This window comes from Leptothrix sp. (in: b-proteobacteria) (genome assembly GCF_965250675.1).
Classification (GTDB): domain Bacteria; phylum Pseudomonadota; class Gammaproteobacteria; order Burkholderiales; family Burkholderiaceae_C; genus Sphaerotilus.
On record NZ_CBDFPH010000001.1, the window covers coordinates 493,171 to 518,526 of the forward strand.

Genomic DNA, 25,356 nt, shown 5'->3' on the forward strand with positions numbered 1-25,356 from the left:
GTGTCTGATCGTCTTGCCGTCCTGCCCCAGTATGTTTTCCCCAAGCAGGCCCTGACCCGCTTTGCCGGCTGGGTGGCGCGCGGCCAGGCGGGCGCGATCACCACCGGCATCATTCGCGACTTCGTGCGGCGCTACAACGTCAACATGAGCGAGGCGGCCGAGCCCGACATCGCCCGCTACGCCAGCTTCAACGAGTTCTTCACCCGCGCGCTGAAAGACGGTGCCCGGCCACTGGCGGACGCCGACCTGATCTGCCCGGTGGATGGCGCGATCAGCCAGTTCGGCGCCATCGAGGGCGACCAGGTCTTCCAGGCCAAGGGCCACCGCTACAGCACCACCGCGCTGGTGGGCGGCGACGCGGCGCTGGCGGCGCAGTTCCAGAACGGCCACTTCGCCACGCTCTACCTCAGCCCGCGTGACTACCACCGCATCCACATGCCGTGCGACGGCCGGCTGCTGCGCATGATCTACGTGCCGGGCGAGCTGTTCTCGGTCAACCCGACCACCGCGCGCGGCGTGCCGGGACTCTTTGCGCGCAACGAGCGGGTGGTGTGCGTGTTCGAGGGCCGCAACGGCCCCTTCGTGCTGGTGCTGGTGGGAGCGACCATCGTCGGCAGCATGGCCACGGTCTGGCACGGCCTGGTCAACCCGCCGCGCACGAAGCAGGTGCGCGAATGGCGCTATGACGACCAGCGCGTCACGCTGCGCCGGGGCGAGGAAATGGGCCGCTTCCTGCTCGGCTCGACCGTGGTGATGCTGTTCCCGCAGGGGCCGCTGCAGTTCAACCCGGCCTGGACGCCGACGCGCGAAATCCGCCTCGGCGAGGCGATGGCCGACACGCTGCCCTGAGTGGTCTGCGGGCTCAGTCGAGCCGATACGTCTGCAGGTGAATGCTGGTCTCGGTCGCGCCGATGCCCTTGAGCAGCCGGATGCGCTCCAGCACCGCTGCCAGTTCGTTGAGGTTGCTTGAGCGCAGCTCGGCCAGCAGGTCCCAGCGGCCATTGGTGTCGTGCAGCGCGGCCACGCCGGGCTCGCCCAGCAGCGCGGCAATCACCTGGCGGGTCTGGTTGCCCTCGACCGCGATGCTGGTCCAGGCGCGGATCTGCTCGGTCTGCACGTCCGGGCGCAGCTTGACCGCGTAGCCGACGATCACGCCGCTGTCTTCGAGCTTGGTCAGCCGGTTGCTGACCGTGCCACGCGACACGCCCAGCCGGTGCGCCAGCGTGGCGATGCTGGCGCGGGCATCGGTGCGCAGCAGCGCAATCAGTTCCTGGTCGGTCGAGTCCATGGCGGTTTTGCTCAATGTGGCATTGAAGTCTGTCGAAATGGCAGTTTATCCAGCAATTTGAAGCAGCTTGTGCGCTAGTGCTTGCGTCTGAGGGCCGGAACAATCACTTCATTCCTGCACCGGCTCTCTGCCAAGCTCCATCATGACCCTGCTCCTCACCCCCCAAGACGTCGCCCAGATCGTGGCTGCCCAAACCCTGCCTGCGGCCTTCGAGCGCCTGGTGGGTTACGTGGAATCCGACTTCCGCCGCTGGCCGGAGTTCGACAAGAGCGCCCGCGTCGCCAACCACAGCGACGACGGCGTGATCGAGCTGATGCCGATCTCCGACGCCGAGTTCTACACCTTCAAGTACGTCAACGGCCACCCGGTCAACACCCAGGTGGGCCTGCCCACGGTGATGGCGTTCGGCGTGCTGGCTGAGGTCTCGACCGGCCGGCCGCTGCTGCTGAGCGAGCTGACGCTGAGCACCGCGCTGCGCACTGCCGCCACCTCGGCGCTGGCTGCCCGCACGCTGGCCCGCCCGGGCAGCCGCCGCATGGCGCTGATCGGCAACGGCGCGCAAAGCGAGTTCCAGGCGCTGGCCTTCCACTACCTGCTGGGCATCGACGAAATCCGCCTATATGACATTGACCCGGCCGCCAGCGCCAAACTGGTGCGTAACCTGAGCGCGATCGCGGGCCTGAAGCTCCAAATCTGTGCGACTTGCGCCGAAGCGGTGCGTGGCGCGGACATCGTCACCACCATCACCGCCGACAAGGCGCTGGCCACCATCATCGAACCCGAGTGGCTCGAACCCGGCATGCACTTCAACGCCGTGGGCGGCGACTGCCCGGGCAAGACCGAACTGGCCGCCGACGTGTTGCAGCGCGCCAATGTGTTCGTCGAGTACGAGCCGCAGAGCCGCATCGAAGGCGACATCCAGCAGATGCCGGCCGACTTTGCCGTGACCGAGTTGTGGCGCGTCATCACCGGCCAGGCGCCGGGCCGCCGCAGCGATGCCGAGGTGACGGTGTTCGACTCGGTCGGCTTCGCGCTGGAAGACTTCGCCACGCTGCGCTGGCTGCGCGACAGCGCCAGGGAGCTGGGCCTGGGCCAGCCGGTGGTGCTGGTGCCGGGCCTGGCGGACCCGAAGGACCTGTTCTCGCAACTCGGCCAGGCTCGTCACCCGGCGCAGGCCAACGCACTTGGCGCAGCCCTTGCAAAGACTGCGGCCTGATCCATCACCACGGCCCCCAGCGGCCGCCACCAGCATGACCGCCTTGCACAACATCCCCGGCCGCAGCAAGAAACTCCCACCCCTGCGCGTGGGCGTGGGCGGGCCGGTCGGCTCCGGCAAGACCACCCTGGTCGAGATGCTGTGCAAGACGATGCGCGAGAAATGGGATCTCGTCGTCGTCACCAACGACATCTACACCAAGGAAGACCAGCGCCTGCTGACGGTGTCGGGCGCGCTGGCGCCCGAACGCATCATGGGCGTCGAGACCGGCGGCTGCCCACACACCGCCATCCGGGAAGACGCGTCGATCAACCTCGAAGCCGTCGACCGCATGCTGGAGAAGTTTCCCGATGCGGACATCGTCTTCATCGAGTCCGGCGGCGACAACCTGGCCGCGACCTTCAGCCCCGAGTTGAGCGACCTGACGATCTACGTCATCGACGTCGCTGCGGGCGAAAAAATCCCGCGCAAGGGCGGCCCGGGCATCACCAAGAGCGACCTGTTCGTGATCAACAAGGTCGACCTGGCCCCCTACGTGGGCGCCGATCTGGCGGTGATGGAAGCCGACACCCAGCGCATGCGCCCCAGCCGCCCCTTCGTGATGACCAACCTCAAGACCCGCCAGGGCCTGGCCGAGGTGGTGAGCTTCATCGAGACCAAGGGCCTGCTGACCGCCTGACTACCGGTCCTTTGTGATCGGTTGACTGCTGCTGCGCCCGCCGAGAACCGGCGGGCGCAGCGCTTTGTGACATCTGCATCCACATCTATTTGTGCCAAATTTGTAATGGCCCTCAAATAAATCTCTCATTAATGTAAGCATTTGAAACAAATGATGTGAAGAGTTACGCTCCGGCTTCGAAATCGTTAAGAAAAATCAAGAAACCAGGCGCAGACCCCAGACACGTCGAAGCCAAGTGCAGGACAAGTTTCCTGAGACTTGCCGAGAGTGGTCCGGATTGCGTGACTCGGTTCCATTTGTTGCAGCACAGCGGTTCACTGACTGCGCTGCGCCTTCCATATGCTGCTTAGGGGGCCTGAAGCCATGCCGAACTCATCACCGTCCGATTCGTCCGTGACGCCGTCGCCGGACGTCATCTCATCAGTCGAGCCCAAGCGCCGCGACCTGTTCAGGCTGGGTGCTGTGGCCGTGCCGGCCGGGCTGCTCGGCGCCTCGACGGCCAGCCAGGGCCAGACCTTGCTCGGTCTTGTCGGCGGCCTGCTGTCGCCGTGGACCAACTTCCTGTCCACGCTGAATAACACCAATTTCCAGCCCACCGGCGCGGTGGCCCGCACGCCCAGCCCGACGATGTCGTCGTTCGCCGAGCCGCTGCAGATCATTCCGGAGCTGCCCCAGCGCCCGCTGACCGACCCGGCTTTCTCGGCCTTCCCGCCCACGATTGCGCCCAACCGCGCCGTCAACCCCGCCACCGGCATTCCCTACGAAGGCCGTGGCGAGCCGCACCAACTGCGCGAACTCAACCCGCCCAAGTTCTTCTTCGCCCAGCGCTACGGCGCGGTGCCACCGGTGTCCATCCACCCCAGCCTGCCCAAGCAGACCAACTTCTGGGGCTCCAACCTCGGTGGTGCGGACATGAACGTCGACAAGCCGATGACGCCGATGCCCACCATCGTCAGCCGCTACCAGGCGGGCGCCAACACCGCCATCCTGGTGCGCCGCTTCAACAACCTGCCGGACGGCCCGCCCAGCGGCGGTTTTGGCCGCAACGAGGTGTCCACGCACCTGCACAATTTCCACTCGGCGCCCGACAGCGACGGCGGCCCGTGCGACCCGAGTCTGGGTGCGCTGTCCGAGAACCCGCTGACGCAAGGCCGGTTCTTCTTCCGCGGCCAGTACTACGACTACTACTACAACATGAAGCGCTCGGGCTTCACCAAGCCGGGCACGCCCGACGGTGACGTGCGCGAGACGCTGGGCACCCTCTGGTACCACGACCACCGCGAGGCCCACACCTCCGAGAACGTCTACAAGGGCCTGGCCGGCTTCCACATCGTCTTCAACGAATACGACACCGGCGACGAGCGCACCGGTTTCCGCCTGCCCAGCTACCCCAAGTACGACATCCCGCTGATCTTCACGGACCTGCGCATCGACCCCGCCACCGGTCAGGCCGTGTTCGACGTGGCCGACGACAACGGCCACCTCGGCGACAAGTACATGGTCAACGGCAAGATCCAGCCGTACTTCAACGTCGAGCGCCGCCGCTATCGCCTGCGCCTGCTGGACATGGGGCCGTCACGTTTCTACCAGCTGTTCCTGACCAACCCGGACAACCCGTCGCAGCGGATCCCGTTCTGGCAGATCGCCAACGACGGCAACCTGCTGCCCAAGCCGTTGCAGGTGTTCAGCTCGCGCCAGTCGGTGGCCGAGCGGGCCGACATCATCGTGGACTTCAACAAGCTCACCGCCTCCGGTGGCCCCGCAGCGGGCGCCACGCGCCTGTGGCTGGAAAACCGCCTGATTCAGGACAGCGGCCGCGGTCCGGACAAGGACAATCCGCTGGATGTGCCCGGCCAGCTGAAGAACGCGCTGATGGAGTTCCGCCTGGGGGCCATCACTGCCGACGCCAGTGCCGACCCGGCGCAGATCACCAGCTTCGCCCCCATCAGCCTGCCGCCGCTGACCACGCCCACCGTCACCCGCTACTTCGCCTGGGGCCGCGGTAATGGCGGCTGGGTCGTCAACGGCAAGCCCATCAGCTGCGACGAAGTCCGCTTCACGATGAAGAAGGACCGCATCGAGCGCTGGCTGTTCAAGTCCGGCGGAGGCTGGGCGCATCCGATCCACAACCACTTCGTCGAAGGCCGCATCATCAGCCGCAACGGCGTGGCCATCCCGACCAACTCGCCCGAATTCAGCCGCAAGGATGTGGTCTGGCTGGGCGAAGGTGACGAGGTGGAGTACTGGGTCAAGGCCACCGACTACACCGGCGTCTACCCCATGCACTGCCACAACGTTGTGCATGAGGACAAGGGCATGATGCTGCTGTTCCGCGTCGACGACGTGGGCGACACCAACGACAAGCCCTGAGCCCCCTGCTGCCGATACGGGAGAAGCCCATGCAATTCAATGCCTTGAGACGCGGCCTGTTGGGCGCCGCCGTGGCCGGTGGTGCGTTCGCCGTGGCGGCTGCCGTGTCGTCGACCGTGCCGTCCCGCACGGCGTATGCGGTGGACGATCCGCGTGAGCGGATCCGCCAGCGGCGGTTGCCCAATGTGCCGCTGGTCGACCAGGACGGACGCGCGGTCCGGTTCTACGACGACATCGTCAAGGACCGCAAGGTCGTGATCAACGTGATGTACACGGTGTGCAGCAACATCTGCACGCCCGCCACGCGCAACCTGATGGACGCGCGCGCGCGGCTGGGTGACCTGGCGCGCGACATCCACTTTGTCTCGATCTCGCTGACGCCGTTGACCGACACGCCCGCCGAGTTGCGCGCCTACAAGAAGATGCATGGCATCGACGAGCGCTGGACCTTCCTGACCGGCGCGCCCGCCAACGTCGAGCGGGTGCAGCGCGGCCTGGGTTTCCTGAGCGACGAGCCGGGCGACGACCTGCTGAGCCACGCTGGCTCGGCCGTCGTGGCCGACGAGCCGCGCGTGCGCTGGGGCCACGCAAACACCATGACGCCGGGCCGCGCGATCGCGCGGATGATTCGCTTCGAACTGGCCTGAACCCAGCGGCGTCGTGCCGTCCCGACCGGGTCCGCACGACGCCGTGCTTTTCAGCGAATCGTGGCGCTCTGCAACGCCTTGATGGCCCCGGCGCCCATCGCGGCGCCAAAGCGCTTGGCCAGACGCTCAGCCACGTTTTCCTTGGGCGTGTAGTCGATGATGTCCTCGGCCTGCACCACCTCGCGGGCGACGAAGTCGAGGTTGCCGAACGCATCGGCCAGGCCCAGCTTGACGGCCTCTTCGCCGTTCCAGAACAGGCCGCTGAAGGTCTCGGGCGTTTCCTTCAGACGCTCGCCACGGCCTTGCTTGACCACGTCGATGAACTGGCGGTGGATCTGGTCGAGCATGGCCTGCGCGTAGGCGCGGTGCTTTTCCGACTGCGGTGAGAACGGGTCGAGCAGGCCCTTGTTCTCGCCCGCCGTGATCAGGCGGCGTTCTACACCGACCTTCTGCATGACGTCGCTGAAGCCGAAGCCGTCCATCAGCACGCCGATCGAGCCGACGATGGACGCCTTGTCGACGTAGATCGAGTCGGCGGCCACCGCCACGTAGTACGCACCCGAGGCGCAGCTTTCCTCGACCACGGCGTAGACCTTCTTCTGGTGCAGGGCCTTCAGGCGCAGGATTTCATCGTGAATGATGCCGGCCTGCACCGGGCTGCCGCCGGGCGAGTTGATGCGGATGACCACCGCCTTGGCGCCTTCGTCCTCGAAGGCGCTGCGGATGCCCGAGAGCATGAACTCGGCGCTGGCTTCGGTGTCGGCGGCGATCTCGCCGCGCAGCTCGACCAGCGCGGTGTGTGGGCTGGTGGGCGCGCTGCCGTGCATGTTCTGCGTCGCAAAAGCCCAGGCCATCACCAGCGCGGCCAGCAGCCAGCCGGTGCGCAGCACCAGGCGCCAGCGGCGGGCGCTGCGGCGCTCCTGCAGGTATTCGCGGGCGAACTGCTCCAGCAGGCGATCGCTGGCAGAGGGTTGCGCGGCGGCCGGTGTGGCCGCGGGTGCCGGGGCTGCAACGCTGGCGGCCAGCGGTGCGCCAGCTTCGGGCGAAGGCGTGGAAGATTCGTCAGACGGGTTCATGGGAGGCGTGCCGCAGGCCATGCGGCGGGGACGGGAAACTCAGTCCGCGAGGGCGGGGGTGTAAGGCTCGGCAGGATACCAATAGACCTGTCCGTCGCGCTCCAGCACGTCCAGCGGGCGCAGGGTGCGGCCGGCGCAGGGGCCGGCGACGCAGTGGCCGCTGTGGGGCTCGTAGAGCGCGCCGTGGATCGAGCAGATGATCCAGCGCCGCTGGCTGTCGAGAAACTCGCCCGGCTGCCAGTCCAGTTCTGTGGGCACATGCGCGCAGCGGTTGAGGTAGCTGACGACCCGGCCCTGGTAGCGCAGCGCGAAGCCGAGCGCCGGCAGGCCGTACTCGAACAGCTTGAAGAGGTGGGCCTTGCCGCTCTCGGCCAGATCGGTCGAGGCGCACAGCAGGATGCCGGCGGCGGGGGATGACGCAGTCATGAGGTGCTTTCTCGGGCGCTTTTCAGGCGTTTGCCATCAGCCACGCCTGCAACTCGGCCACGCTGTGCGCCACGTGCAGCGCGCCGTGGTCGTGCAGCGCGGCGGGCTCATGCGCGCCGTAGGCTACAGCCACGCTGGCGGCGCCGGCGTTGCGGGCCAGCTGCAGGTCGTGGGTGGTGTCGCCGATCATGAGCGTGCGCTCGGGTGGCACGTCGAGTTCGGCCATCAGCTCGTGCAGCATCTGCGGGTGCGGCTTGGAGGCGGTCTCGTCGGCCGTACGGGTGGCCTCGAACCAGTGACCGAGCTCGGCGCTGCGCAGCACCTCGTTGAGGCCCCGGCGGCTCTTGCCGGTGGCCACGGCCAGCTGGTGCTGGCGCTCGCGCAGGGCTTGCAGCAGATCGGGCACGCCTGCAAACAGCGTGACCTGGTGCTGCTCCCTGAAGTAGTGATGCTGGTAGCGCTGGCTGAGTTCGGGGTAGCGCTCGGTGGGCAGGCCGGGCATGGCGTGGCGCAGTGCGTCGAGCAGGCTCAGGCCGATGACGTAGGCTGCGTCGGTGTCGCTGGGCACGGTCACGCCCAGGTCGCGTGCGGCGGCCTGGATGCTGCGCACGATCAGCGCGGTGGAGTCGAACAGCGTGCCGTCCCAGTCGAACACGATCAGGTCGTAGCGGCGGGGGCGGAAGTCGTCGGGGGTGCTCATGTCGGAATTGTCGTGGTGGACGGTGACAGCTGCTGCAGCAGGGCGATGCATTCTGGCGGCAGCGGCGCGGCCAGCTCGATGCGCTCGCCAGTGGCGGGGTGGTCGAAGGCCAGCCGGCGTGCGTGCAGGAACATGCGCTCGAAGCGGCAGCCCGGCACCGCCTCGCCGCGCGCCAGCGACTTGTTGAGCGCGAAGTCGCCGTACTTGTCGTCGCCCACGATCGGGTGGCCGCCGTGCAGCAGGTGCACGCGGATCTGGTGGGTGCGGCCGGTCTTGATGGTGACGTCGAGCAGGCTGTAGTCGGCAAAGGTCTTGACGATGTGGACGATGCTGATCGAGCGGCGGCCCTCCTCGGCGTCCTGCGGCACGGCGCGCACACGGCGCTCGCCGGCGGCGTCCAGGTACTTGTGCAGCGCCACGTCGATCACCTTCTGGCTGGCCGGCCAGCGGCCGATCACCAGCGCGGCGTAGGTCTTGCCGGTCTCGCGCTGGCGGAACTGCTCCTGCAGCGCGGTGAGCGCGCTGCGCTTCTTGGCGATCAGCAGCAGACCGGAGGTCTCGCGGTCGAGCCGGTGCACCAGCTCCAGGAACTTGGCCTGCGGCCGCGCCTGGCGCAGTTGCTCGATCACGCCGAAGCTCACGCCCGAGCCGCCGTGCACCGCCACGCCGGCGGGCTTGTTGATGACCAGCAGGTGCTCGTCCTCGTACAGCAGCGGGAATTCGCGTGCCGGGGCGGGTGCGGTGGTGGGGTCACGCTCGGTCAGGCGCAGCGGCGGCACGCGCACCACGTCGCCCACTTCCACGCGGGTGTCGGCGTGGGCGCGGCCCTTGTTGACGCGCACCTCGCCGCTGCGGATGACGCGGTAGACCAGCGTCTTGGGCGCGCCTTTCAGCTCGCGCAGCAGGAAGTTGTCCAGGCGCTGGCCGGCGCTGCCGTCATCGACCGTCAGGTATTTCACTTCGGGTTTCAGATCCGGTGCAGGCGGTGGCGTGGCCGCTCGCGGGGATGGCGGTGTGGGCGGGGGTGCGGGGCGCCGCGCACCGGGTGCCGCCGGCACGCTGATCCGGGACGTTGTCCCGGCGGGCCGGCGAGGCTTTGCCCTTATAATCCGATGCTCCACGTTCGTGCTGTAAGTGTTTGATTTGTCTGAGTTTACCGGGCGCCGCCAGCATCAGGCTGCGCTCCGAGGCTGAGGCGGGGTGCGTGACTGAATGCGGCCTGAGGGCCGAGGTCGCCGCTCCAGCAGGGGCAAGACATCGACACGGCAGCGTCGAGCGGGGAGAGCAGGCCTGGGGCCCGGCGCATTTGGTGCGCGGGACGCAGGCCTGCAAGGCCGATGCAGTGCAGTGTTGCCGTCATGGTGCCCCTTCCCAAGGTGAGGGGGCGGATGCAGCAGCCTTGCACCAGAGACCACGCTGTCAGAGCCACCACAAGGTTTTTTTGGCTGCAGCACGGTGCCCGGTCCAGCCCGGGGCGCTTCATGCGCCTGGGCGGGTCCGATGGCATTTGCTGCAGTTTGCGTTTCGATACTCAACGCTTGCGCGATGTCCGAATCCCTGTCCCCACGCTCCATTCCGTTCCCCCGCGCCGCTGGCGCCGGGCGCGGTGGTGCGCCCGTCTGGCGCGCCCGGAGCGGCAGGACGCTTGTGCGTCCGCCCACCAGCGGACCCCAAGGCCGGAGAACCCTCTGGCAACCCCGCGGCTACCGCTGCGGGCCCGATTCAGGCGCCGCCACTTCGTTTTCGTCGATCGCACACGCGCCAACGCTGCGTCACTGAGGCCCTCCCGGCCCCCGCGCGCGCAGTCCAGGGCGATTCCTTCACGGTTCTGCTGCGCTGTTCTCGTGCATTCAACACATGAATGTTTGCAAGAGAAGGACAACGCATGAAACGCATGCTGATCAATGCCACGCAGCCCGAAGAGCGCCGCCTGGCGATCGTCGACGGCCAGAAGCTGCTTGATTTCGAGACCGAAATCGAGGGCCGCGAGCAACGCAAGGGCAACATCTACAAGGCCGTCGTCACGCGCGTCGAGCCCTCGCTGGAAGCCTGCTTCGTCGACTACGGCGAAGACCGCCACGGCTTCCTGCCGTTCAAGGAAATCTCGCGCAGCTACTTCAAGGAAGGTGTCTCGGTCCGTGACGCCAAGATTTCCGACGTCATCCACAACGGCCAGGAACTGCTGGTCCAGGTCGAGAAGGAAGAGCGCGGCAACAAGGGCGCCGCGCTGACCACTTTTGTCAGCCTGGCGGGCCGCTACCTGGTCCTGATGCCCAACAACCCGCGTGGCGGTGGCGTCAGCCGCCGCATCGAGGGCGAGGACCGCGAGGAGCTCAAGGAGAACCTCGAACAGCTCGAATACCCCAAGGGCATGAGCCTGATCGCGCGCACCGCCGGCATCGGCCGCAGCGCGCCCGAGCTGCAGTGGGACCTGAACTACATGCTCAAGCTCTGGAGCGCGATCGACGACGCTTCCAAGGGCGGGCGGGGTGCGTTCCTGATCTATCAGGAGTCGTCGCTGGTGATCCGTGCGATCCGCGATTACTTCACCGCCGACATCGGCGAGATCCTGATCGACACCGACGACATCTACGAGCAGGCCAAGCAGTTCATGCTGCACGTCATGCCCGACACGGCCGACCGCGTCAAACGCTACCGCGATGACGCCGCGCTGTTCAGCCGCTTCCAGATCGAGCACCAGATCGAGACCGCCTTCAGCCGCACGGTCAACCTGCCCTCGGGCGGCGCGATCGTGATCGACCACACCGAGGCGCTGGTCTCGGTCGACGTCAACTCGGCGCGCTCCACGCGTGGCAGCGACATCGAGGAAACCGCGACCCGCACCAACCTCGAAGCCGCCGACGAGATCGCCCGCCAGTGCCGCCTGCGTGACCTGGGTGGCCTGATCGTGGTCGACTTCATCGACATGGAAGAGAGCAAGAACCGCCGCGAGGTCGAGACCCGGCTGCGCGACGCGCTGCGCCAGGATCGGGCCCGCGTGCAGTTCAGCTCCATCAGCAAGTTCGGCCTGCTCGAACTCAGCCGCCAGCGCCTGCGCCCGGCGCTGTCCGAGGGCAGCCACATCACCTGCCCGCGCTGCAACGGCACCGGCCACATCCGCGACACCGAATCTTCCGCGCTGCAGACGCTGCGCATCATCCAGGAAGAGTCGATGAAGGAAGGCACGGCGGCCGTGCACGTGCAGGTGCCGGTCGAGGTGGCCAGCTTCCTGCTCAACGAGAAGCGTACCGAGATCACCAAGATCGAGTTCAAGCAGCGCGTGACCGTGATGCTGGTGCCCAACAAGCACCTCGACACGCCCAACTACAAGCTGGAGCGCCTGCGCCACGACGACCCGCGTCTGGAAAACCTCAGCGCCAGCTACGCGATGATCGAGGAGCCGGAAGAGGACGTCGGCATCACCCGCCGCGAGAAGAACGTCAAGCCCAAGCAGGAGCCGATGATCAAGGGCGTGCTGCCCGATCAGCCCGCCCCGGTCGCACCGCCCAAGCCTGAGCCGGTGGTTCGTGCCCCGGCCCCGGTGGCTGCCGCGCCTGTGGCGGCTCCGGTTGCGCCGGCCCCTGCGCCGGTGGCCGCACCGGCCACCGGTGGTGGCCTGTTCGGCTGGATCAAGAAGCTGTTTGCCGCTCCGGCTCCTGCCGCGCTGGTGACGGCGCCGGTGGTGGTGGCTGCGGCTGCTGTCGCGGCCGAGCCGGCCAAGGACGGCGAAACCCCGGCCCGCAATGGCCGTGGCGAGCGCGGTGGTCGCCGTGAAGGTGGTCGCGACGGTCGTCGTGAAGGTGGACGTGAGGGCGGCCGTGAAGGGGGCAGCCGTGACGGCCAGCGCCGTGGTGAGCGCGCCGAGCGTGGCGAAGCTGCCGCCAAGCCCGAGGCCGCTGCCCCGCGCGAGGCCCGCGAACCGCGTGAACCCCGCGAGCCGCGCGAGACCGGCAACGAGCAACGCCGCCGTGAACGTGGCGAGCGCGGTGGCGAGCGTCGTGAGCGCAACGCCGAAGGCGTGGCCAACGTCAGCGTGAATGCCGGTATCAACGGCGAAACCGCTGCACCCGCCAATGCGCGTCCGCCGCGTGGTGAGCGCCGCCCGGCTGCGGCCGAGGGGGTCGCACTGAACGCGGTCGAGACCGACGCGCCGGCTGCCGATGACCTCCAGGCCATCGCGCCTGAAGGCGGTGATGCCGCCAACGCCGAGCGCGATGCACGCCGGGGCCGCCGTGGTGGTCGCGGCGGTCGTGGTGAGCGCGGCGGTCGTCGTGACGAGCAGGGTGCGGCTGCGCCGGAGTCGGCTGAGGCTGCGTTGCCGGTGTCTGCCCTTGCTGCGGCTGCCGATGAGTCGGTGACGGCCTCGAATGCGGTCGATGCGCCGCAAGGCGAAGCGTCCGAGCAGGACGCCGATGCCAACCGCGACGGTCGCCGTCGCCGCCGTGGCCGTGGCCGTGGCCGTGAAGGTGCAGAAACGGTCGAAGGCGGCGCCCCCGCTGCCGACACCACCTGGACCGAGTCCGGCGTGACGGAAGCGGTCGTGGCGGCGGCGCCGGTGGAGGCTGCGCCTGCGGCTGAAGTCGCGGCACCGGCGCCGGTCGCTGCGGCTGTTGATGTGGCTGTCGCTGCGGTCGTGCCTGAAGTCGCCGCTCCGGTCGTGGCCGAAGTGGCTGCGGCACCGGCGTTCGTGCCGGCGCCTGTGGCTGCCCCAACCCCAACTCCTGCACCGGTCGCTGCGGCGCCTGCCGCCGTGATCGAAGTGGCGGCCCCGGTGGCTGCGCCCGCACAGCCTTACGTGCTGGCGCTGGACGATCTGGCCGCCGTGGCCCGCAACGTGGGCCTGGAGTGGGTCAACAGCGACGCAGCCAAGGTTCAGGCCGTGCAGCAGGCGATCGCCAACACCCCTGCGCCGGTGCATGTGCCGCGCGAGATCAAGCCCGTGGTGCTGGTCGATGACGGTCCGCTGGTGCTGGTCGAGACCCGCAAGGATCTGAGCCAGATCACGCTGCCCTTCGAGGCGGACCGGAGCTGATCGCGCGCGCCAGGACGGCTCGCTGAGCTGATAAAAAAGCCGCCGGGGCGCAAACCCCGGCGGCTTTTTCTATTTCAGAGCGGCTGTGCTGCGGTGGCGATCAGCCCAGCTCGGCCAGCCGGTCCAGCGCGTGCAGGTAGGGCGCGTGGTGCATCAGGTCGTCCCACGGCAGCGGCGGGGTCTGGGGCAGCAGGGCGAGGCGGCGGGCTTCGCTGTCGGGCTGGCTTTGCCAGCGGCCGTCGGCCTGCGCCTGGCTCAGGCCGTCGAGCAGTTCGTCGATGGCGCTGCCTCCGCCCACTGCCCCCAGGGACTGGTTGCACAGCAGCACCAGATCGCAGCCAGCCTGCAGCGCCAGCAGCGCGGCGTCGGTGTAGCTCAACACGGCACCATCCTGCACGCCTGGCACGCGGCGGGCCGCTTCCATGCTCAGGTCATCGCTGAAGACGGCGCCGGTGAAGCCGAGCCGCTCACGCAGGATGTCCTGCAGCCAGCGCGATGAATAACCGGCCGGCCGCGCGTCGACTTTGGGGTAGACCACGTGGGCCGGCATCACGGCCGTCAGGCTGGTCGAGAGCCAGGCGTAGGGCAGCGCGTCGTCGGCCAGGATGGCCTTGAGTGAGCGCGTGTCGCGTGGCGCGGCCACGTGGCTGTCGGCTGCCGCCCAGCCGTGACCGGGAAAGTGCTTGCCGCAGTGCGCCATGCCGGCCTGCAGCAGGCCGTGCATCACGCTGCGCGCCAGCATCGTCACCACGCGCGGGTCGCGGTGAAAGGCACGGTCACCGATGACGCCGCTGCGGTCGTGGTCGAGGTCGAGCACCGGCGCGAAGCTCAGGTCGACGCCGCAGGCGCGCAGTTCGCTGGCCAGCACCAGGCCGACGGCTGTGGCGGCATCGCAGGCGGCCATGGCGCCGCTGCCCGCGCCGGCCTGGCCGTCGCGCATCCAGCGCTCACCCAGGGCGCGCATCGGCGGCAGGTGGGTGTAGCCGTCGGTCCTGAAGCGCTGCACGCGGCCGCCTTCGTGGTCGACGCAGATCAGCACATCGGGCCGTTCGGCCTTGATCTCGGCGATCAGCGCGGTGAGCTGGTGCCGGCTCTGCCAGTTGCGTGCAAACAGGATCAGCCCGCCGGTGAGCGGGTGCTGCAGGCGGCGGCGGTCGTCGGCGGTCAGCGTGGTGCCGGCGATATCCAGCACGACAGGAGCGTGGGTGTGCATGAGCGGGAATCTCTCGGGTGAGGTGTCAGGCGCGTGTTTCAACCACCACGAAACTGGTGGCGTAGTCGGTTTCGTCGGTCAGGCTGACGTGGGCGACTAACTGGCGGGCTTCGAACCAGGCCGCCAGCTCGCCATGCAAGCGGATGATGGGCTGACCCGACGGCGCGTTGACGATCTCGCAGGCGCGCCAGCTCATCGGCTGGTGCAGCCCCAGGCCGATGGCCTTGGAGAACGCTTCCTTGGCCGAGAAGCGGGTGGCCAGGTAGCTGAGGCCGCGCGCCTCGACCCGGGCGCGGCGGGCGTGGAAGACCTGCAGCTCGGTGGCCCCAAGCACCTTCTCGGCAAAACGGTCACCGCGCCGCGCCAGCGTGGCGCGGATGCGGCGGATGTCGCAGATGTCGGTGCCGACGCCAAAAATCATGACTCGCCCGGATCAGCGCTGCGGCGCGTAGGCGTTCTGGATGCTGCGCTGGTAGGCGCGCACGGTGTCGGCGTAGCCGAGTTCCAGCGCATCGGCGATCAGCGCGTGGCCGATCGACACCTCCTGCACGCCGGGCACGGCACGCAGGAAATCGCTCAGGTTGTCGCGGTTGAGGTCATGACCTGCGTTGATCTCCAGGCCGACCGCCAGCGCGGCTTCAGCAGTGCGCACGTAGCGCGCCAGCACTTCGTCCTGCTGCGGCGTGCCCCAGGCACTGGCGTAGGCCTCGGTGTAGAGCTCGACCCGGTCGGCGCCCACGTCGCGCGCGGCGCGCATCTGCTCAGGGATCGGGTCCATGAACAGGCTGACGCGCACGCCTAAAGCGCGCGTTTCGGCCACCACCGCCTGCAGGCGCTCGAAGTCGGCCGGGAAGCTCCAGCCGTGGTCGGAGGTGAACTGGCCGACCGTGTCCGGCACGAAGGTGGCCTGGTGCGGCCGCACGGCGCGGACCACGTCCATCAGGTTGTGGAAGGGGTTGCCTTCGATGTTGTATTCGACCTGCGGCCAGCTTTTCAGCAGCGCGTCCAGCTCGGCCACGTCCTGCGCGCGGATGTGGCGCTCGTCCGGGCGCGGGTGCACGGTGATGCCTTGCGCGCCGGCTTCCAGCACGATCTGCGCGGCGCGCGTCACGCTCGGGATGCCCAGATGGCGGGTGTTGCGCAGCAGCGCGACCTTGTTGAGGTTGACCGACAGCGCGGTGCGACCACCACGGACATGCGACTCGGGAGCGACAAGTGGATTCATCAGGAGTGTGGGACCAGGTCAGGCGATGAGCTTTTGTACCTCGGCCATCAGGGCGCGGGTGCGCAGCCGGGCGGTGCCCAGATGATAGTGAAGCAGGTGGCGCAGCTGCACGCGCAACTCCTGCGGCGCGGCGCGGCAGGCCGTGCGCAGTGCCGCCATATCCTTGGCCGACAGGGCGGCCTGCAGCGCGGCGAGCGTGGCGCCGCTCAGGCTGGCGTCGGTGGGGGCGGCGGTGACCACGCCGGCTTCGGCTTCCAGCCGGTAGCGGCTACTGGCCTGCACGCCTTGCTGGGTCAGCGTGACGCAGGCCAGGTCAGGCAGCACGCCGGTTTCGGCCAGCAGGCACAACTCGAAGGCGCGCAGCGCGGCAGCGGTGCGGGCGGGGGCGTCGGTCGGGTCGTGCTCGGCCTCGGCCAGCGCGGGCAGGGTATCGGCGTAGGCGTCGAACAGGTGGGGGTGGGCGTCGTGGCGGGCCAGGCCGCGCAGCAGCAGCTCGTTGGCGTGAAAGCCCGCCAGCAGCGCCGCACCGCTCAACATCGCGCTGCCGCCAGCCCATTCGGCGCTGCGCAGCAGGTGGATGTCGGTGGTGCTGCCAGTGTTGCTGCCCGAGGCCGGGCCGGTCGACTTGCCCGGCTTGCCGCCCAGCACCACGTTCAGGCGCTGGAAGGCCAGCAGCACCGGGCGCAGCTGCGAGTACGGCCGCTTGGCGCCCTTGGCAATCACGGCGATGCGGCCCTGGTCGCGCGTGAACAGCTCCAGGATCAGGCTGGATTCGCTCCAGTCGTGGTGGTGCAGCACGAAGGCGGCCAGCGGCGCCGGCGGGGCACGGCGCGTGGCCACCGGTTTACTCGTAGCCGTAGCTCTTGAGGCGCTGTTCGTCGTCGGCCCAGCCGGAGCGGACCTTGACCCAGATCTCCAGGAAGACCCGGCCATCGGTCAGCCGTTCCAGCTCGGAGCGGGCTTCGGAGGCGATGCGCTTCAGGCGCTCGCCGCCTTCACCGATCACGATGCCCTTGTGCGAATCGCGCTCGACGATGATGGTGGCCGCAATGCGGCGCAGCCGGCCTTCTTCGGTGTACTTGTCGATCTGCACGGTCGAGGTGTAGGGCAGCTCGTCACCGGTGAGGCGGAAGAGCTTCTCGCGGATCAGCTCGGAGGCCAGGAACTTGTCGCTGCGGTCGGTCAGCGCGTCGGCGTCGTAGTACCAGGGCTGCTCGGGCAGGTAGGGGCGGATGATGCCCAGCAGGCGCTCGGCGTCGTCCTTACGCGTGGCGGTCAGCGGCACGAACTCGTTGAACGGGTGGCGCGTCTGCATCTGCTGCAGCCAGGGCAGCAGGTCGGAGCGGCGGTTGACCATGTCGAGCTTGTTGGCGACCAGGAACACCGGCTTGCCGGGCGGAATCAGCGCCAGCACCTTGGCGTCATCGCTGCCGAACTTGCCGGCCTCGACCAGGAACAGCACCAGGTCGACATCGCCCAGCACCGACTGCACCGTCTTGTTGAGGTTGCGGTTGAGCGCCGACGTGCCGCGCACGGTGTGGCGGGTCTGGAAGCCGGGCGTGTCGACGAAGACGAACTGCGTGTCGCCCTGCGTGCTGATGCCGGTGATGCGGTGGCGCGTGGTCTGCGCCTTGCGCGAGGTGATGCTGACCTTCTGGCCGATCAGCGTGTTGAGCAGCGTCGACTTGCCAACGTTGGGCCGGCCGACGATGGCGATCAGGCCGCAGCGCTGGTCGCTGGGGTCGACCGGCTCGGCGCTGTCGGCGTCGCCGTCAGCGTCGTCCTCGTCGCCTTCATATTCGTCGTGGTCTTCGGCGTCTTCATCGTCGGCGTTGCCGTTGGTTTTGAAGAAGCTGTCCAGCACGTCATCTTCGTGGATGGAGATGTCGGGTGCGGAGGTGTCTTCGGTCTCAGGGGCGGCTTCTGGAGCGGGTGCGGCGGGGGGGATCGGCAGGGCGTCGGCGGTCATGGGGGTCATTCGTTGGAGGCGCTGAGTCGGGCCAGCACTGTGGAGGCGGCTTCTTGTTCAGCCGCGCGGCGGGAGCGGCCTTCGCCACGACCTTCGATGCGCTGAGAGGAGTTGGGGCTGGCGATGCTGCAGACCACCACGAAGGTCTGGTCGTGCGCGCGGCCGCGGGTGGTTTCAATGCGGTATTCGGGCACGCTCAGTCTGCGGCCCTGCAGCCATTCCTGCAACTGGGTCTTGGCGTCCTTGGCCCAGGCCTGGCTGGCGGTTTCGGTCACCAGCGGCTCGAACAGCCGGCGCACCAGCGCCTCGGCGGCGGCAAAGCCGGCGTCGCGGTAGACGGCGCCGATCACGGCTTCCATCACGTCGGCCAGGATCGACGGCCGCTGCGCGCCGCCGCCGCGCGCTTCGCCCTCGGACAGGCGCAGCACGTCGGGCAACTGCAGCGACAGCGCCAGGCGGTGCAGCATGTCCTGGCGCACCAGGTGCGCGCGGATGCGGGTCAGGTCGCCTTCGGGCGCGTCATGGAACTCGTCGAACAGCAGGTCGGAGACGGCCAGGTTGAGCACCGCGTCGCCGAGGAACTCCAGGCGCTCGTTGTGATCGACGCCGAAGCTGCGGTGCGTGAGCGCCAGCGTCAGCAGTTCAGGGCGGGCAAAGATGTGGCCGATGCGTTGTTGCAGGGCATCCAGAGCTGGGTTCATTTCGAATCGCCGCGGTACTTGATCAGCAGGTAGACGGGGCCGAGGATCTCGATCTGCTTGTCGTAGGCAAAGCTCACCACGATGCGCTCGCCCTCCTTGGTGATCTCGAGGTCCTTGCCCGAGACCGAGGTGATGGCGTATTCCACATCCTTGTAGCGATCAAACGCCGCGCGGATTTCCGGCACGGTGTTGCCGCCGGTGGTGGCGACCTTGGCCACCGCGCGCTTGAGGGTGTAGAACTCGTTGACCGTGGGCACCACGCGCAGCGTCAGCAGCGCGGCCATCGAGATCAGGATGGCCCAGAACAGCAGTCCGATCAGCGTGATGCCCCGCTCGGGGCCCGTCAGGTCGGGGAAGTGAGGCGTTTTCATCTTCTGTCTCCGCAGCAGGACATCCGGCCGAGCCGTTTCGATGCGATCGCTGTGATCAATGGAACAGGCCGACGCGCTTGAGGTTGCCGAAGTTCATCCAGACCATGAAGGCGCGGCCGACGATGTTCTCGTCGGGCACGAAACCCCAGAAGCGCGAGTCTTCGGAGTTGTCGCGGTTGTCGCCCATCATGAAATAGTGGCCGGCGGGCACCTTGCACGTCACACCTTCGGCGGTATAGCGGCAGTTCTCGCTGTACGGGAACTGGCGGGCGCGCATGCCGTAGCTCGACGGCAGGCTCGGGTCGACCAGAATGCGGTGGCTGACGTCGCCAAACTGTTCCCGGTATTGTTTCGAGTAGGTCCGGCGGTCATCGTCGTAGTAGTCGTCCAGGGTTTCCAGCGGCACCGGCTTGCCGTTGACGCTGAGCTTCTGATTCACGTAGGTGATCTCGTCGCCCGGCACACCGACCACGCGCTTGATGAAGTCGATGCTCGGGTCGACGGGATAGCGGAACACCATCACGTCGCCACGCTGCGGAACATTATTGGCAATGATCTTCTTGTTGACCACCGGCAGGCGCACGCCGTAGTGGAACTTGTTGACCAGGATCAGGTCGCCGATTTCGAGCGTCGGAATCATCGAGCCCGACGGAATCTTGAACGGCTCGAACAGGAATGAGCGCAGCACGAACACCATCAGGATCACCGGGAACAGGCCGGCGGTCCAGTCCAGCCACCAGGGCTGGGCCAGCAGGGCCTGGCGGGCCGGTTCGAGGTTGCTGTCGACCCGGGCAATGCCCAGGTCGGCGAGCTTGCTGCGGCGCTCGGTGTCCTGGCTTTCGAGTTGTGCCGCCGCTGCACGGCGGCGCGGCAGGAACACGAAGCGCTCGGCCAGCCAGTAGGCCAGGGTCACCATGGTGAGCATGAAGAGCAGCAGCGAGAAGTTGCCGCTCCATTTGCCCAGGTACCAGCCCAGGCCGTAGGTGATCAGGCAGGCGTAGAGGATGCCGGTGATGGTGGCCATGAAGTCTTTGCTAGGGTGAATCGGCAGCGGCGTGCGGGCGGGCTGAGGTCAGTCATCGACCTGCAGGATGGCCAGGAAGGCCTCCTGAGGCACCTCGACCGAGCCGATCTGCTTCATGCGCTTCTTGCCGGCTTTCTGCTTCTCAAGCAGCTTGCGCTTGCGGCTGATGTCGCCGCCATAGCATTTTGCCAGCACGTTCTTGCGCAGCGCCTTGATGTTCTCGCGGGCGATGATGTTGGCGCCGATGGCCGCCTGGATGGCCACGTCGTACATCTGGCGCGGAATCTGTTCGCGCATCTTGGCCGCCACGGCGCGGCCGCGGAACTGGCTCTGCGCCCGGTGCACGATGATCGACAGCGCGTCGACCCGGTCACCGTTGATCATGATGTCGACCTTGACGACGTCGGACGCGCGGTTCTCCTTGAACTCGTAGTCCATCGAGGCGTAGCCGCGCGACACGGATTTGAGCTTGTCGAAGAAGTCCAGCACGATCTCGGCCAGCGGCATCTCGTAGGTCAGCATGACCTGGCGGCCGTGGTAGGCCATGTTGAGCTGCACGCCACGCTTCTGGTTGGCCAGCGTCATGACCGGGCCGACGTAGTCCTGCGGCATGTACAGGTGGACCGTGACGATGGGCTCGCGGATCTCCTGGATCTTGCCGATCTCGGGCATCTTGCTCGGGTTCTCGACTTCGATCACCGAGCCGTCACCGAGCATCACCTCGTAGACCACGCTCGGCGCGGTCGTGATCAGGTCCTGGTCGAACTCGCGCTCCAGACGCTCCTGCACGATCTCCATGTGCAGCAGGCCGAGGAAGCCGCAGCGGAAGCCGAAGCCCAGCGCCTGGCTGACCTCGGGCTCGTAGCGCAGCGAGCTGTCGTTCAACTTGAGCTTTTCCAGCGCGTCGCGCAGCTGGTCGTATTCGCTCGCTTCGGTCGGATACAGGCCGGCAAACACCTGCGGCTGGATTTCCTTGAAGCCGGGCAGCGCCTCGGTCGCCGGGCCGGCGTTGTTGGGCAGCTTCTTCTCGATCGTGATGGTGTCGCCGACCTTGGCTGCCTGCAGCTCCTTGATGCCGGCGATGATGAAGCCGACCTCGCCCGCGCGCAGCGCGTCGCGGTCTTCGCTCTTGGGCGTGAACACGCCCAGGTGCTCGGCCGGGTAGACCGTGTTGGTGGCCATCATGCGGATGCGCTCGCCCTTCTTGAGCACACCGTCGACCACGCGCACCAGCATCACCACGCCGACGTAGGTATCAAACCAGCTGTCGACGATCATGGCGCGCAGCGGGCCGTCCGGGTCGCCCTTGGGTGGCGGCATGCGGGTGATGACGGCTTCGATGATGTCGTCGATGCCCAGGCCGGTCTTGGCCGAGCAGGGAATGGCGTCGTCGGCGTCGATGCCGATCACGTCCTCGATCTCGGCCTTGGCGTTGTCGGGATCTGCGTTGGGCAGATCCATCTTGTTGAGCACCGGCACCACCTCGACGCCGAGGTCGAGCGCGGTGTAGCAGTTGGCCACCGTCTGCGCCTCGACGCCCTGGCTGGCATCCACCACCAGCAGCGCGCCTTCGCAGGCCGACAGCGAGCGGCTGACTTCGTACGAGAAGTCGACGTGGCCGGGCGTGTCGATCAGGTTGAGGTTGTAGACCTTGCCGTCACGGGCCTTGTACTGCAGCGCGGCGGTCTGGGCCTTGATGGTGATACCGCGCTCGCGCTCGATGTCCATCGAGTCCAGCACCTGGGCTTCCATCTCACGGTCGCTCAAGCCCCCGCAGCGTTGAATGATGCGATCGGCCAGCGTGCTCTTGCCGTGGTCGATGTGGGCAATGATCGAAAAATTTCTGATGTGGTCCATGGGTCAATCAAGGCGCGAAGCGGGCGTGCCAGAAACAAAAAAAAGGCACGTCCAAGCGATGACGCGCCTTCCAACAAAAAGGTTTGGCAACTGCTTTGCTGGGCCCTCATTGTAGCCAGCCCGGTGCAGTTGCGTTGTTCAGCGCGCTGGCTTGATCACCGCGTACTGCGCCCACTCGCCACGGCGAAACAGCAGGTTGACGGGTTTGGCCTTGTCGAGCTTGGCCACCAGCGCCTCGAACTGCTTGACGCCGGTGACTTCGGTGTTGGCCAGCGACAGGATCACGTCGCCCGCTTGCAGGCCGGCGCGGCTGGCCGGGCCGTCAACGCCTTCGATCAGGATGCCGCCCTTGATCTTGAGCTCGGCGCGCTGCGCCTCGGTGAGGTCGTTCACGCTCAGGCCCAGCAGGCCGATGACGGTGGGCGTGGCCGGCTTCTTGGGCGCAGGCTCCGTGCTGGCCGGGCGCTTGGCGGTGTCGCTTTCGAGTTCGACCACGGTCAGGCTCAGGTCGCGGCTCGCGCCGCGCCGCCAGACCTGGATCGTGCTCTTGACGCCGGGCGCGGTGTTGCCCACCAGGCGCGGCAGGTCGTTCCACTTCTCGACCGGCTTGCCGTCGAAGCGTGTGACGATGTCACCCGGCTCCAGGCCCGCCTTGTCGGCCGGGCCGCCCGGCTCGACCGAGCGCACCAGCGCGCCCGCCGCGCGGCTCAGGCCCAGCGAATCGGCCACTTCCTTGGTCACTTCGCCGATCTGCACGCCGATGCGGCCCCGCACCACGCGGCCCTTGCTGCGCAGCTGGTCGGCCACGCGGCTGGCCTCGTCGATCGGAATCGCGAACGAGATGCCCATGTATCCGCCAGACCGACTGTAGATTTGCGAGTTGACGCCCACCACCTCGCCGCGCATGTTGATCAGCGGGCCGCCCGAGTTGCCGGGGTTGATGGCGACGTCGGTCTGGATGAAGGGCACCAGGTCGCCGGTGTCGCGCGCCTTGGCGCTGACGATGCCGGCGGTGACGGTGTTGTCCAGGTCGAACGGCGAGCCGATCGCGATCACCCATTCGCCCACGCGCAGCCGGCCGACATCGCCGAGCTTGACGGTTGGCAGGCCGGTGGCTTCGATCTTGAGCACCGCCACGTCGGTGCGCTTGTCCGAGCCGACCACGCGGGCCTTGAACTCGCGCTTGTCGGTCAGGCGTACGACGACTTCGTCGGCGCCGTCGACCACGTGGGCGTTGGTCATCACATAGCCGTCGGCCGAGGTGATGAAGCCCGAGCCGACGCCGCGCGGCGTGCGGTCCTCGTCCGGATCGGGCTTGGGCTGCTGGTTGCGACGCGGGTCCGGGCGCTGGTCGGGGCGTGGCACGGGCACGCCGAAGAAGCGACGGAAGAACTCCTGCATCTCCTCGTCCGGTGCGGCTTCGGCCCGTGCGGCGGCCTGCTTGGAACTGGTGCGGATGTTGACGACGGCGGGGCCGACCTGCTCGACCAGATCCGCGAAGTCCGGCAAGCCGCGTGCGGAGGCCGTGGCGGTTGCAGAGGTTGCGGGCTGGGCGGCGGCACTGCCGCTGGCCAGCGGCAGTGCCAGCAGGGTGGCGGTCAGCACCGTGGTCAGGGTGGTGCCCAGGGTAGAGCGCAGCCGGTTCATCGGAGTCGTACTTTCAAGCATGCAATCCTCGGTGGGTTTGAAGTGGTGAAAGTTCACACGACGCCAGTGTACGGAGGCTCTGTTGCTCTGGAGTTTCCGGTGGCTTTGCGGGCGCTGTCGTGCACGGCGCAGCGCAAGGCATGCCACGGCGCATGCTGCAGGCGCTCGCTGACGGCCAGCCAGTAAGTGGGCGGTCGCCAGCGCGACTCTGCGGGTGATGTGGCGCGGAATTTCAGCAGCATCCAGCCGCCCAGATCGAGTTGCAGCGCCACTTGGCCGGGCAGGGCGGCGTCCGGTACGCGGTGGTCGAAAGCGGGTTTGAGGTCGGCCCACCACTGCTGGCCATCCCAGCTCAGGCGTCGCACCGGCGCACGACGCAAGGCCCAGGCACTGGCGGCGAGACCGGTAGTGACCAGCAGCGCGACGGCATGCATGGCCGTGCGTGTCAATGATTGGGGGTATGCGCTGGTGGATGCATGCCACGCCCACCAGATCAGCACACACAACGGCGCTGCCAGGGTCAGCAGCGCAATCGCTGCGCGCCAGCCCGGCTCGTCTTGAAGCGTGATGGACACGGCAGGGGCGGATTGCATCGCCGCCTGCCTGGGTCATGCCGCGCGGGTCAGGCCTTGCGGAAGACCAGCGTGCCGTTGGTGCCGCCGAAGCCGAAGTTGTTCTTCACGGCGGCGTCGATCTTCATCTCACGCGCGGTGTTGGCGCAGTAGTCCAGGTCGCACTCGGGATCCTGGTTGAAGATGTTGATCGTCGGGGGCGAGATCTGGTGATGCAGCGCCAGCACCGTGAAGACCGACTCCATGCCGCCCGCGCCGCCCAGCAGGTGGCCGGTCATGGACTTGGTGGAGTTGACCACCAACTGCTTGGCATGGTCGCCGAACGCCAGCTTGATGGCGTTGGTCTCGTTGGCGTCACCCAGCGGCGTCGAGGTGCCGTGGGCGTTGACGTACTGCACCGCATCGGCGTTGAGGCCGGCGTTGCGCAGCGCGAGCTGCATCGAGCGCTTGGGGCCGTCGACGTTGGGCGCGGTCATGTGATACGCGTCGCCGGTCATGCCGAAGCCGCCGAACTCGGCGTAGATCTTGGCGCCGCGCTTCTTGGCGTGTTCGTATTCTTCGAGCACCATCACGCCGGCGCCTTCGCCCAGCACGAAGCCGTCGCGGTCCTTGTCCCAGGGGCGGGACGCGGTGGTCGGGTCGTCGTTGCGGCTCGACAGCGCACGGGCGGCCGCGAAGCCGCCGATGCCCAGCGGCGAGATGGTCGATTCGGCGCCGCCGGCCACCATCACGTCCGCGTCACCGCATTCGATCAGGCGCGCGGCCATGCCGATGCTGTGCAGGCCGGTGGTGCAGGCCGTGACGATGGCCAGGTTCGGGCCCTTGAAGCCGCACTGGATCGACACGTGGCCCGAGATCATGTTGATGATCGAGGCCGGCACGAAGAACGGCGAGATGCGGCGTGGGCCGCGGTTGCGGTATTCCTCGTGGGTGGCTTCGATCATCGGCAGACCGCCGATGCCCGAGCCCACCAGCACGCCGACCCGCTCGGCCAGCTCTTCGGTCAGCGCGTCGCCACTCGGCAGCCCCGCATCCTTGATGGCCTGCAGCGAAGCTGCCACACCAAAGTGGATGAACGCGTCCATGTGCCGGGCTTCCTTGGCGGGGATGTAATCCTCGATGTTGAAGCCCTTGACCTCGCCGGCGAACCGCACCGACAGGTTCGACGCATCGAAGCGCTTCACGGTGTCGATGCCGGAGCGTCCGGCGATCAGGTTGTCCCAGGACTCGGCCACCGTGTTCCCCACGGGGGTCACAAGGCCAAGACCGGTTACGACGATACGACGACGGCTCATGCGGAGATCTGCTGCAGGTGGCGACTCAAGAATTTTTCAAGCCGAAGG

23 protein-coding genes are annotated in these 25,356 nt (G+C 67.6%); 6 read left to right on the top strand and 17 right to left on the bottom strand.

The window, feature by feature from the left end; genetic code table 11:
• A complete protein-coding gene (gene asd / locus AC5IG3_RS02090) occupies positions 1-849 on the top strand; it encodes an archaetidylserine decarboxylase (protein WP_491904617.1) in 849 nt (282 codons plus the stop codon).
• 13 nt (positions 850-862) lie between these two features.
• Here the strand turns inward: asd and AC5IG3_RS02095 are convergent, their stop codons facing one another.
• The gene (locus tag AC5IG3_RS02095) at positions 863-1,288 is read right to left on the bottom strand and encodes an Lrp/AsnC family transcriptional regulator (protein ID WP_491904618.1); all 426 of its coding nucleotides are present in this window, start codon (positions 1,286-1,288) and stop codon (positions 863-865) included.
• 142 nt (positions 1,289-1,430) lie between these two features.
• Here AC5IG3_RS02095 and ocd point away from each other — a divergent pair, with 142 nt between their 5' ends.
• The 4 genes from ocd (at position 1,431) to AC5IG3_RS02115 (ending at position 6,200) form a co-directional block, all read left to right on the top strand.
• Positions 1,431-2,504, top strand: a complete 1,074-nt coding sequence (ocd, locus tag AC5IG3_RS02100) for an ornithine cyclodeaminase (RefSeq protein ID WP_491904619.1) — start codon at positions 1,431-1,433, stop codon at positions 2,502-2,504.
• A gap of 34 nt (positions 2,505-2,538) precedes the next feature.
• Entirely contained in the window at positions 2,539-3,183 is a 645-nt protein-coding gene (gene ureG, locus AC5IG3_RS02105; RefSeq protein ID WP_491904620.1) for an urease accessory protein UreG, read from the top strand.
• A 363-nt stretch (positions 3,184-3,546) separates the two neighbouring features.
• The gene (locus AC5IG3_RS02110; protein WP_491904621.1) at positions 3,547-5,553 is read left to right on the top strand and encodes a multicopper oxidase family protein; all 2,007 of its coding nucleotides are present in this window, start codon (positions 3,547-3,549) and stop codon (positions 5,551-5,553) included.
• Between the two features lie 29 nt (positions 5,554-5,582).
• Positions 5,583-6,200 carry an SCO family protein gene (locus AC5IG3_RS02115; protein WP_491904622.1) on the top strand — a complete coding sequence of 206 codons (618 nt, stop codon included), beginning with the start codon at positions 5,583-5,585 and terminating at the stop codon, positions 6,198-6,200.
• A gap of 50 nt (positions 6,201-6,250) precedes the next feature.
• Here the strand turns inward: AC5IG3_RS02115 and AC5IG3_RS02120 are convergent, their stop codons facing one another.
• From AC5IG3_RS02120 to AC5IG3_RS02135, 4 genes are read right to left on the bottom strand one after another with little or no spacing between them, the layout of a single operon-like run.
• Positions 6,251-7,276 carry a S49 family peptidase gene (locus AC5IG3_RS02120; RefSeq protein WP_491904623.1) on the bottom strand — a complete coding sequence of 342 codons (1,026 nt, stop codon included), beginning with the start codon at positions 7,274-7,276 and terminating at the stop codon, positions 6,251-6,253.
• Between the two features lie 39 nt (positions 7,277-7,315).
• Positions 7,316-7,702 (bottom strand): Rieske (2Fe-2S) protein, encoded by a 387-nt coding sequence (locus tag AC5IG3_RS02125; protein WP_491904624.1) that lies wholly within the window; start codon positions 7,700-7,702, stop codon positions 7,316-7,318.
• A 22-nt stretch (positions 7,703-7,724) separates the two neighbouring features.
• A complete protein-coding gene (locus tag AC5IG3_RS02130; protein ID WP_491904625.1) occupies positions 7,725-8,402 on the bottom strand; it encodes an HAD family hydrolase in 678 nt (225 codons plus the stop codon).
• Positions 8,399-9,361, bottom strand: a complete 963-nt coding sequence (locus tag AC5IG3_RS02135) for an RluA family pseudouridine synthase (RefSeq protein WP_491904626.1) — start codon at positions 9,359-9,361, stop codon at positions 8,399-8,401. The genes AC5IG3_RS02130 and AC5IG3_RS02135 overlap by 4 nt, the downstream gene beginning before the upstream one ends.
• Positions 9,362-10,287: 926 nt before the next feature.
• Between AC5IG3_RS02135 and AC5IG3_RS02140 the strand changes: the two genes are divergently transcribed.
• The gene (locus tag AC5IG3_RS02140) at positions 10,288-13,434 is read left to right on the top strand and encodes an Rne/Rng family ribonuclease (protein ID WP_491904627.1); all 3,147 of its coding nucleotides are present in this window, start codon (positions 10,288-10,290) and stop codon (positions 13,432-13,434) included.
• A gap of 100 nt (positions 13,435-13,534) precedes the next feature.
• Here AC5IG3_RS02140 and nagZ read toward each other — a convergent pair whose 3' ends face one another.
• The 12 genes from nagZ to fabF all read right to left on the bottom strand — a co-directional run bounded on the left by nagZ (position 13,535) and on the right by fabF (position 25,308).
• Positions 13,535-14,647 (bottom strand): beta-N-acetylhexosaminidase, encoded by a 1,113-nt coding sequence (nagZ, locus tag AC5IG3_RS02145; RefSeq protein ID WP_491904628.1) that lies wholly within the window; start codon positions 14,645-14,647, stop codon positions 13,535-13,537.
• Between the two features lie 25 nt (positions 14,648-14,672).
• Entirely contained in the window at positions 14,673-15,068 is a 396-nt protein-coding gene (gene acpS, locus AC5IG3_RS02150) for a holo-ACP synthase (RefSeq protein ID WP_491904629.1), read from the bottom strand.
• A gap of 12 nt (positions 15,069-15,080) precedes the next feature.
• Positions 15,081-15,872 carry a pyridoxine 5'-phosphate synthase gene (locus tag AC5IG3_RS02155; protein WP_491904630.1) on the bottom strand — a complete coding sequence of 264 codons (792 nt, stop codon included), beginning with the start codon at positions 15,870-15,872 and terminating at the stop codon, positions 15,081-15,083.
• An 18-nt stretch (positions 15,873-15,890) separates the two neighbouring features.
• Positions 15,891-16,712, bottom strand: a complete 822-nt coding sequence (gene recO, locus AC5IG3_RS02160) for a DNA repair protein RecO (protein ID WP_491904631.1) — start codon at positions 16,710-16,712, stop codon at positions 15,891-15,893.
• A 4-nt stretch (positions 16,713-16,716) separates the two neighbouring features.
• Positions 16,717-17,841: a GTPase Era gene (gene era, locus AC5IG3_RS02165; RefSeq protein ID WP_491904632.1), complete on the bottom strand. Its 1,125-nt coding sequence runs from the start codon at positions 17,839-17,841 to the stop codon at positions 16,717-16,719.
• A gap of 5 nt (positions 17,842-17,846) precedes the next feature.
• Positions 17,847-18,542, bottom strand: coding sequence for a ribonuclease III (gene rnc / locus AC5IG3_RS02170; RefSeq protein ID WP_491904633.1), 696 nt, complete (start codon positions 18,540-18,542; stop codon positions 17,847-17,849).
• Positions 18,539-18,913 (bottom strand): DUF4845 domain-containing protein, encoded by a 375-nt coding sequence (locus tag AC5IG3_RS02175; protein ID WP_491904634.1) that lies wholly within the window; start codon positions 18,911-18,913, stop codon positions 18,539-18,541. The genes rnc and AC5IG3_RS02175 overlap by 4 nt, the downstream gene beginning before the upstream one ends.
• Before the next feature lie 55 nt (positions 18,914-18,968).
• Entirely contained in the window at positions 18,969-19,937 is a 969-nt protein-coding gene (gene lepB, locus AC5IG3_RS02180; protein WP_491904635.1) for a signal peptidase I, read from the bottom strand.
• Between the two features lie 48 nt (positions 19,938-19,985).
• Positions 19,986-21,794 carry a translation elongation factor 4 gene (gene lepA / locus AC5IG3_RS02185; protein WP_491904636.1) on the bottom strand — a complete coding sequence of 603 codons (1,809 nt, stop codon included), beginning with the start codon at positions 21,792-21,794 and terminating at the stop codon, positions 19,986-19,988.
• A gap of 138 nt (positions 21,795-21,932) precedes the next feature.
• The gene (locus AC5IG3_RS02190) at positions 21,933-23,462 is read right to left on the bottom strand and encodes a DegQ family serine endoprotease (RefSeq protein ID WP_491904637.1); all 1,530 of its coding nucleotides are present in this window, start codon (positions 23,460-23,462) and stop codon (positions 21,933-21,935) included.
• A gap of 32 nt (positions 23,463-23,494) precedes the next feature.
• Entirely contained in the window at positions 23,495-24,034 is a 540-nt protein-coding gene (locus tag AC5IG3_RS02195) for a hypothetical protein (protein WP_491904638.1), read from the bottom strand.
• 29 nt (positions 24,035-24,063) lie between these two features.
• On the bottom strand, positions 24,064-25,308 hold the full coding sequence (gene fabF / locus AC5IG3_RS02200; RefSeq protein ID WP_491904639.1) for a beta-ketoacyl-ACP synthase II: 1,245 nt from the start codon (positions 25,306-25,308) through the stop codon (positions 24,064-24,066).
• Positions 25,309-25,356: the final 48 nt, after the last annotated feature.

Coding starts and splice junctions, on each gene's coding strand:
- AC5IG3_RS02095 (WP_491904618.1), bottom strand. CDS start 1,288: ATGGACTCGACCGACCAGGAACTGATTGCGCTGCTGCGCACCGATGCC.
- ocd (WP_491904619.1), top strand. CDS start 1,431: ATGACCCTGCTCCTCACCCCCCAAGACGTCGCCCAGATCGTGGCTGCC.
- ureG (WP_491904620.1), top strand. CDS start 2,539: ATGACCGCCTTGCACAACATCCCCGGCCGCAGCAAGAAACTCCCACCC.
- AC5IG3_RS02110 (WP_491904621.1), top strand. CDS start 3,547: ATGCCGAACTCATCACCGTCCGATTCGTCCGTGACGCCGTCGCCGGAC.
- AC5IG3_RS02115 (WP_491904622.1), top strand. CDS start 5,583: ATGCAATTCAATGCCTTGAGACGCGGCCTGTTGGGCGCCGCCGTGGCC.
- AC5IG3_RS02120 (WP_491904623.1), bottom strand. CDS start 7,276: ATGAACCCGTCTGACGAATCTTCCACGCCTTCGCCCGAAGCTGGCGCA.
- AC5IG3_RS02125 (WP_491904624.1), bottom strand. CDS start 7,702: ATGACTGCGTCATCCCCCGCCGCCGGCATCCTGCTGTGCGCCTCGACC.
- AC5IG3_RS02130 (WP_491904625.1), bottom strand. CDS start 8,402: ATGAGCACCCCCGACGACTTCCGCCCCCGCCGCTACGACCTGATCGTG.
- AC5IG3_RS02140 (WP_491904627.1), top strand. CDS start 10,288: ATGAAACGCATGCTGATCAATGCCACGCAGCCCGAAGAGCGCCGCCTG.
- nagZ (WP_491904628.1), bottom strand. CDS start 14,647: ATGCACACCCACGCTCCTGTCGTGCTGGATATCGCCGGCACCACGCTG.
- acpS (WP_491904629.1), bottom strand. CDS start 15,068: ATGATTTTTGGCGTCGGCACCGACATCTGCGACATCCGCCGCATCCGC.
- AC5IG3_RS02155 (WP_491904630.1), bottom strand. CDS start 15,872: ATGAATCCACTTGTCGCTCCCGAGTCGCATGTCCGTGGTGGTCGCACC.
- era (WP_491904632.1), bottom strand. CDS start 17,841: ATGACCGCCGACGCCCTGCCGATCCCCCCCGCCGCACCCGCTCCAGAA.
- rnc (WP_491904633.1), bottom strand. CDS start 18,542: ATGAACCCAGCTCTGGATGCCCTGCAACAACGCATCGGCCACATCTTT.
- AC5IG3_RS02175 (WP_491904634.1), bottom strand. CDS start 18,913: ATGAAAACGCCTCACTTCCCCGACCTGACGGGCCCCGAGCGGGGCATC.
- lepB (WP_491904635.1), bottom strand. CDS start 19,937: ATGGCCACCATCACCGGCATCCTCTACGCCTGCCTGATCACCTACGGC.
- lepA (WP_491904636.1), bottom strand. CDS start 21,794: ATGGACCACATCAGAAATTTTTCGATCATTGCCCACATCGACCACGGC.
- AC5IG3_RS02190 (WP_491904637.1), bottom strand. CDS start 23,462: ATGCTTGAAAGTACGACTCCGATGAACCGGCTGCGCTCTACCCTGGGC.
- AC5IG3_RS02195 (WP_491904638.1), bottom strand. CDS start 24,034: ATGCAATCCGCCCCTGCCGTGTCCATCACGCTTCAAGACGAGCCGGGC.
- fabF (WP_491904639.1), bottom strand. CDS start 25,308: ATGAGCCGTCGTCGTATCGTCGTAACCGGTCTTGGCCTTGTGACCCCC.